The sequence below is a fragment of the Pseudomonadota bacterium genome (assembly GCA_026388215.1).
Taxonomy (GTDB): Bacteria; Desulfobacterota; Syntrophorhabdia; order Syntrophorhabdales; family Syntrophorhabdaceae; genus JAPLKF01.
In genome coordinates this window covers 1-6,517 of record JAPLKF010000270.1, presented here as the reverse complement: position 1 = coordinate 6,517, position 6,517 = coordinate 1, and the positions used below count along the sequence as shown (strand labels likewise).

At 42.9% G+C, this 6,517-nt stretch carries 8 protein-coding genes and 1 pseudogene; 4 read left to right on the top strand and 5 right to left on the bottom strand.

From position 1 onward, the window contains the following. Positions 1 to 49 precede the first annotated feature (49 nt). Both NTU69_12595 and NTU69_12590 read right to left on the bottom strand, forming a co-directional pair. Positions 50 to 727 carry an ATP-binding protein gene (locus tag NTU69_12595; protein ID MCX5804343.1) on the bottom strand — a complete coding sequence of 226 codons (678 nt, stop codon included), beginning with the start codon at positions 725 to 727 and terminating at the stop codon, positions 50 to 52. Further along, complete coding sequence (locus NTU69_12590; protein ID MCX5804342.1) at positions 711 to 1,412, bottom strand: hypothetical protein; 702 nt, start codon at positions 1,410 to 1,412, stop codon at positions 711 to 713. The genes NTU69_12595 and NTU69_12590 overlap by 17 nt, the downstream gene beginning before the upstream one ends. A 102-nt stretch (positions 1,413 to 1,514) precedes the next feature. Between NTU69_12590 and NTU69_12585 the strand changes: the two genes are divergently transcribed. The 3 genes from NTU69_12585 (at position 1,515) to NTU69_12575 (ending at position 3,628) form a co-directional block, all read left to right on the top strand. Then, the gene (locus NTU69_12585) at positions 1,515 to 1,937 is read left to right on the top strand and encodes a hypothetical protein (protein ID MCX5804341.1); all 423 of its coding nucleotides are present in this window, start codon (positions 1,515 to 1,517) and stop codon (positions 1,935 to 1,937) included. A gap of 387 nt (positions 1,938 to 2,324) precedes the next feature. Then, positions 2,325 to 2,567, top strand: a complete 243-nt coding sequence (locus tag NTU69_12580; GenBank protein MCX5804340.1) for a hypothetical protein — start codon at positions 2,325 to 2,327, stop codon at positions 2,565 to 2,567. Positions 2,568 to 2,650: 83 nt separating this feature from the next. Further along, the gene (locus NTU69_12575) at positions 2,651 to 3,628 is read left to right on the top strand and encodes an MBL fold metallo-hydrolase (protein ID MCX5804339.1); all 978 of its coding nucleotides are present in this window, start codon (positions 2,651 to 2,653) and stop codon (positions 3,626 to 3,628) included. Between the two features lie 382 nt (positions 3,629 to 4,010). Here NTU69_12575 and NTU69_12570 read toward each other — a convergent pair. The 3 genes and pseudogenes from NTU69_12570 to NTU69_12560 form a co-directional block, all read right to left on the bottom strand. After that, positions 4,011 to 4,337 (bottom strand): annotated as a pseudogene (locus NTU69_12570) (ATP-binding protein). An 88-nt stretch (positions 4,338 to 4,425) separates the two neighbouring features. Then, the gene (locus tag NTU69_12565; protein ID MCX5804338.1) at positions 4,426 to 4,662 is read right to left on the bottom strand and encodes a hypothetical protein; all 237 of its coding nucleotides are present in this window, start codon (positions 4,660 to 4,662) and stop codon (positions 4,426 to 4,428) included. Between the two features lie 4 nt (positions 4,663 to 4,666). Beyond that, on the bottom strand, positions 4,667 to 4,885 hold the full coding sequence (locus tag NTU69_12560) for a helix-turn-helix domain-containing protein (GenBank protein MCX5804337.1): 219 nt from the start codon (positions 4,883 to 4,885) through the stop codon (positions 4,667 to 4,669). Between the two features lie 358 nt (positions 4,886 to 5,243). Between NTU69_12560 and NTU69_12555 the strand changes: the two genes are divergently transcribed. Then, positions 5,244 to 6,517, top strand: a 1,274-nt coding sequence (locus tag NTU69_12555; GenBank protein ID MCX5804336.1) for a sodium/proton-translocating pyrophosphatase, incomplete at its 3' end; no start/stop codon positions are given.

Genomic DNA, 6,517 nt, shown 5'->3' with positions numbered 1-6,517 from the left:
AATGATTTACGAACCAAAGAGCAACGAAGGAACGGATGTGGATAGGAGGTCAGAAAGGGATGAGCTGGCGTGTGGGTATGTCACCCTGCAAAAAAAGGAAACTTTTTTGCATTGGGGAAATATTTTCTCTTGACAGGGTGCCCTCTAATGGGTGCCCCCACTGTGAAGGAACAAGGTTGGTTGTTACTATTGTTGTCCCTGTTTCTGTTCTTTTGGATATGATCTGGAAGAGGCAATCGGTATGTTCCCTGGTCGGCAACACATACCCCAATTCATCGAGACATAGAATCGGCACCTTTCCATAGTAGTCAATGAGGCTATATACGCTCCGTGCCTTTGATAATTTTGCCGTAAGGTCAAAGAGGGTAAGAAAAATAGTCTGTTTCCCCTGTATGACCGCATCATAACAGAGGGCGCTCGCAATATGGGTTTTTCCTATACCCGATGGTCCCACAAGCACAAGGTTACAGGGTTTCTTAAGCCAGTCAGTATTGGTGAACTCCATAATCTTCTCCCGTGGTATCTTCGGGTTAAAGGTCCAGTCAAAATCAGCAAGCAGCTGTACCTTCTTAATCCCCGACATCCTAAGGAGATGCTCCCGCTTCTTCTGTTCTTTTAAGGCATATTCCTGGGGAAGGAGCCCCTCCAGGAATTGAGCCTCTTCTCTCGTGAAGTTCTGGGGAGAGAGAAGCTTAAAATACCGCCAGAGCTCAGACAAGCTCATCATATTCACTTAACTCCCTTTGTGTATACGTTATTGCCAAAAGCTGGGCATTTTGGGGATATACCGGATTATCTTCCCGCATCATCCTGGGTGTGAGAAGGCTTTCTATATATCTGAGCTTATATATATTGAGCGCATTCGCCTCACGGACGGCAGAGGTGAGCATTGCCTTTGAACTTCGTTTCAGGAGCTTAAAAAGACCATAGGCAACGGCAAGGGGGTCTTCGCCTTCTGATTCGGCCATAGTAAGAAAGTGTCCAATGCCGGCATCCATGCGTTTCATCAACTGTTGTATCCGCTCATATTTAAAGTTGGACGTCTTCTGAAGAAGTCTCTCCCGGTGAGAGGGATGTTCAATCTTTTGCCGTCTATCAAAGGATCGGGTATGATAAGCAACCTTCTTCTCTCTTACCAGGACTTCGATGTGGTCAGGATACGAGAGGATCGTTGCAGCCATCCCCGCATATTCTGTGGGAATGGAATACCGGTTTGTCTCAAACTCGATAAATGCAGTTGTAGTGATTACAGCAGGAATAACACGGCAAGGTTTGTAGGGTATGGCAGGGAGGGCTTTAAGATTTTCCTCTTTTAGCATATCGATGGGAGCTTTCCATGTGCAGCTTCTGCCTCCTCCATAGGGTTGTCTTTGTAATGAACTACCCCGCAGCAGAGCTGCGGGGTAGTTCATTCGTAGATGACAGACAAGTGATTTTGATTGTCAACGGCGGACGTATCTGGTAAGCTATTCGGGAGAGTTGTCTGTGGACAGCATGGATATAGGAGGGTAACCATGAAAGCTCTGGTCGTTTTTTTTGTCTTCATCCTCATGACGGTTTCAGGATTCTTTTCACATGCCCATTCACAAAGCGAGGAATGGAAACAATTTTTCACGAATTCAGTAGGTGACAACTTCTACTATGACCCGAAAAATGTTAAATACGACGAGTCGGATCAACAACTGGTGAAGGTGCAGGTGAAAGCGTTGAACCGGAGAGAAAACGCCAGAGTAAGAGATATTAGTCAGGTCATTCAGATTGACTGTTTGAAGAGGAGCTATCGCAAACTCGGATCGCACACCACATACAACGACGGATCAGTTTATTCTGATTCTCGACCATCGGAATGGACTGCGATAGTGGCTGGTTCTGCTATTGAACCCCTTCCCGATATTGTCTGCAAAAAGACGCTGGGGCACCGTAGAGGAAGAGAGTAAAATAAAAATATCACAATCAATCAGAGGCACAAAGGAGGTGCAAGAAAATCTGACTTTTGTCTACGATTCTGTTAAGAAAAAAAATGGAGTAAAAGAGGAGGTTCCGGAGTGTCAACTTGTAACCACATCTTGAAGTCAGGACAATTTACATTATGGTTGCAAATGTTGAGATATATATGGCAAAAGGCGGCCAGTGAGACTAAGATGATGTTTTTGAAAGTGCATAAAATGAGAAGATTTATTCTTCCGTATTTTACTATCGCAGCCCTCCGCTGGTCATGCATCTATTAAGCATTAAAAGGAGACTGAAGGGAGATTATTAGGGCACTCATGGAGGAAGGTTCACGGTTAAGAGACCCCTGAGAAGATCAAGAAAATAGAGATGCTATGGATTATGTGAAGAATAATTTACAGTGGATTGAGAATATTCCAAAGACAGGAGGCTATGGTTCTGGGCCTGTAGAGAAGACAGTAGATATAACAGTAGCCCGTAGATTTAAGAAGCGTGTGATGAGTTGGTACAAAAAGGGTGTTAATCCTCTTTTAAGATTGAGACTTTTAAAGCTTAATAGAGGATGGGATACTTACTGGCAAGAGCGTCGAAAAGAGTTCGTTAGATATGCTGCATGACTTATCACGGAAAAGGTGATGCTTACTAAGTCTATATTTTGCTGGACATACGATGTGGTAGAGGGGTAATTTATGGTGGATTGATGATAGAACAAATTACTGCAAACCTGTACAAAATTGAGATTCCTCTCCCCGAGATGGCATTGAAGTCTGTTAATTCGTATGTAATCAAGGCAAGGAACCGAAATTTGATTATCGATACGGGGATGGACATTGAAGAATGCAGGAAAGCAATGCAGGCAAGTTTGGAGAAACTTGGAGTAGATTTAGAAAAAACAGACTTTTTCATTACCCATTTTCACATAGATCATTTTAGTCTTGCCCCCACATTAATAGCTGATAACTCAACGATATACTTTAACAAAATAGAATCTGTTGGTATTGATTGGATTAGATCCGGTAACTTTTTGCAGGAACTCACGAATTCTGGTCGAATGAGCGGTTTCCCTGAAGATGAGCTTCAAGAAGCCCTCAGTTTCCATCCTGCTAATGAACATAGGTGGAGGAAGCCCCTCCCTTTTACGTTTCTAAAAGATGGGGACATATTAGATATAGGGGATTACCAATTTAAATGTGTAACAACACCGGGTCACAGCAAGGGTCATACGTGTTTATACGAGTCCAATAAGAAGATTTTTATATCGGGAGATCATCTTCTTAATGAGATAACCCCTGTCATTCTGGCAAGATATGATGCCGAGAACCCACTAAAGGAATATCTCTTAAGCTTGAGCAGGGTTTATGAATTGGATATCGAGCTTGTTTTGCCAGGCCACAAAGGTATTTTCAGGAATTGTAAAGAGAGGATCAGGGAATTAAAAGATCATCATCAGAAGAGGCTTGACGAGGTCATTTCCATACTGAAAGAAGGTAGTAAAAACGCCTACGAAGTGGCATCACAGATGACATGGAATATTGATTGTGACTCCTGGAATTCTTTTCCTGCTATGCAGAAATTCTTTGCCACTGGAGAGGCGATCGCTCACTTAAAATACCTTGAGGGAAAAGGGATGATAAGAAAGGAGATGCGAGAACAAAAGATAGTATACTCAAGGGCATAAATCTCCCCCAAAAAGACATAAGCTGCTCTGCCGTTACCAAAATAGGATTGGGAACTAAGGACATCCTATAATTCTCCTGTCAAGAAGAAATGACATAAAAAAATCAGCTCCATAATATCAAAGGGTTAGCAATGCTGCCTTTTTCAGAATAAACCTCCCCTCTTGGCTCTTTACATGGAACTCTTCACGGTGTCCGGCGAACTTCTCATCAATAAGCGAATCCGCACCTTATCGTTTTCAGTATCCGGTATCTCCTGTATGGAGCACCCATCATCCTTTATCCAGGTTGCATGATTCAGGTGAGAGGCCCTTAAATTGTCCCCCACGAGGTCATTCGCCTCAACGTTCTTAATCGGGCTCTCTCGCCGGTAATAAGTTTTGACTAATCAGCTATGCAACCCGGATTGAACACCTCCTTCTTTTTCATCAACGTCCAGGCAATGATGAGCATCTTTGCCGCCAGTTTTACCCGCATTTTTGTTTTTATTCCCCGTTCCCGCTCTCTGCCATTGATATAGAATATCCTTGCATGATGCACAAGTATGTCTATAATGGCAGAAGCTACAACATTATCCTCGAATATCTTGCCCCATTCATGAAAGTTGTAATTACTGGTAAGGATAATAGATCCCTTTTCATAACGTATAGAGATAAGCTGGAAAAGAAGGTTTGCCTGCTGCCTTGTTATCGGCATATAACCAAGCTCGTTCCAGTTCCTGGATGCAACCTGTAATCCCAATCAACCTGTCTCATAGAGTAAATCCTCCCTAGAGTTTCCAATAGAGAAAAAATTCATCTTAAATACAAGGCTCAGAGACTCCATTCATAAGGGTGGTTCTCCTTCCTATACTGCATGGATATAAGATTTGCGGTATAATGCGCTCAGTGCTGTATGCAGGTTTCCCTTCCCTGAAGAAAGCCTCTATTTCGTCAACCCTGATGACCTTAACGTGCTCTGGGTTATCATGTTCACGGTAAAATCGAACGCCTGGGTGGGTAAAAACAGCTATGCCTTCTACCCATTTTATGTCCACATTCCTACTGGAGGTGTGTATAACCTTTTTTTGAAAGGAGAAACTCTTCTACATCCTTTCTCGTAAACCTGATTAACTTCCTGCTGATTTTGACATAGGGAAGAAGTTTTGTCTCCATGAGATGCTTTCTTATTGTATGTTTATTCAGCTTCAACATTTTTGAAAGCTCTGTTAAAGTCAAGAGCTCCAGCTCATCTGCGTCTTTTTCTTCTGTCTGGTTCATATCAAGCTTCATTAAACATATTACTTTTTTTAGGGAAGAGAGGGCTTGTATATGCGCCGTGAAAAAAAACGTGAAAGAAACGTGAAATACAATACTGCATAATACTGCATAATACTGCATAATACTAAATAAAAAATATGCCAAAATCCTTGTGTTTCCTTGAAAATCCTTGATTTTTCAGGTGTACCGAATCTTAGTGTCAAATAATTGTGAATTATTTCATAAGTTCATTGACAATGCCGAAAAAAGTGTTTTAGAATAAAGGCATCGTAATTTAGCAGCCAGGTTAGGAAAGGGAAGTTTGGTTGTAACCAACATTAATGTGAAGGTACTAAATTTTTTTAGTAAGGAGGTTATAATGGGTTTTATATTTAAACGAAATCTGTTGTTTATCTTGTTGACTTTAGTTTCCATGCTATTTATAGCAGCACCTGCCACCTTTGCAGGTGAAGCTGATATCGTGCTGCCAGACCTTACCAAGGTAGCGTTCACTATCCTCGGTGGCACGATCGGCGGGGTATCGATTATGTATTTTGGGCTGCTGATCTGCATAGTGGGGTTGGTCTTTTCCATCATCCAGTACAACCAGACAAAGAATCTGCCTGCCCACAAGTCGATGCTTGATGTTTCCGATATTATATGGGAAACATGTAAGTCATACCTTGCCCAGCAGGGTAAATTTCTCATCATCCTCTGGATTCTGATTGCCATCTGTATTGTCTATTATTTCGGCGGATTGCAGCATGTCTCCTTTGGGAACATTCTCCTAATCCTCTTCTGCTCTATCATGGGTATTTTAGGTTCTTATGGTGTGGCATGGTTCGGTATGAGAATCAATACGAGGGCAAATTCAAGGGCAGCCTTTGCCTCCCTAACAGGCAAACCGGTTAATGTGGTCAGCATCCCCATGAAGTCGGGGATGAGCGTCGGCCTCCTGCTCGTGAGTGTCGAGCTCTTCTTCATGATATGCATCCTTGTTTTTATACCAAAAGAACTGGTGGGGCCCTGTTTTATCGGTTTTGCAATAGGTGAGTCCCTTGGTGCAAGTGCCTTGAGGATCTGCGGTGGTATATTCACCAAGATTGCCGATATTGGCTCTGACCTCATGAAGATTGTATTCCACCTTCCTGAAGACGACCCCAGAAACCCGGGTGTTATTGCAGACTGTACAGGCGACAATGCTGGTGACAGCGTGGGGCCAACAGCAGATGGCTTTGAAACATACGGTGTGACAGGCGTTGCCCTTATCGCATTTTTAGCACTGGCACTTGCCGGTAACCCGGTTATGGGCAGCATACTTATTATATGGATTTTCGCAATGCGTATCCTGATGATCCTCACCTCTCTGGTATCTTATTTCATAAATACCGGCATCACGGCATTTAGATTCGGGGACAAGAAAAGGTTCAACTTTGAGCAACCTTTGACAAATCTTATCTGGATAACATCCATCATCTCAATTATTGTTACCTTCTGGGCAAGCTATGTACTGCTTTCTGATCTCCCCGCAGAGTACAGTTCACTCTGGTGGGCGCTTTCAATCATCATCAGCTGTGGAACAATTGCCGGTGCCTTAATACCGGAGTTTACAAAGGTATTTACAAGCACAAACTCCCGCCACGTACAGGAGGT

What these genes read in the sequence shown, in the direction of transcription:
- NTU69_12580 (MCX5804340.1), top strand. Translation starts at nt 2,325, where the DNA reads ATGGATTATGTGAAGAATAATTTACAGTGGATTGAGAATATTCCAAAG.
- NTU69_12585 (MCX5804341.1), top strand. Translation starts at nt 1,515, where the DNA reads ATGAAAGCTCTGGTCGTTTTTTTTGTCTTCATCCTCATGACGGTTTCA.
- NTU69_12560 (MCX5804337.1), bottom strand. Translation starts at nt 4,885, where the DNA reads ATGAACCAGACAGAAGAAAAAGACGCAGATGAGCTGGAGCTCTTGACT.
- NTU69_12590 (MCX5804342.1), bottom strand. Translation starts at nt 1,412, where the DNA reads ATGAACTACCCCGCAGCTCTGCTGCGGGGTAGTTCATTACAAAGACAA.
- NTU69_12595 (MCX5804343.1), bottom strand. Translation starts at nt 727, where the DNA reads ATGATGAGCTTGTCTGAGCTCTGGCGGTATTTTAAGCTTCTCTCTCCC.
- NTU69_12575 (MCX5804339.1), top strand. Translation starts at nt 2,651, where the DNA reads ATGATAGAACAAATTACTGCAAACCTGTACAAAATTGAGATTCCTCTC.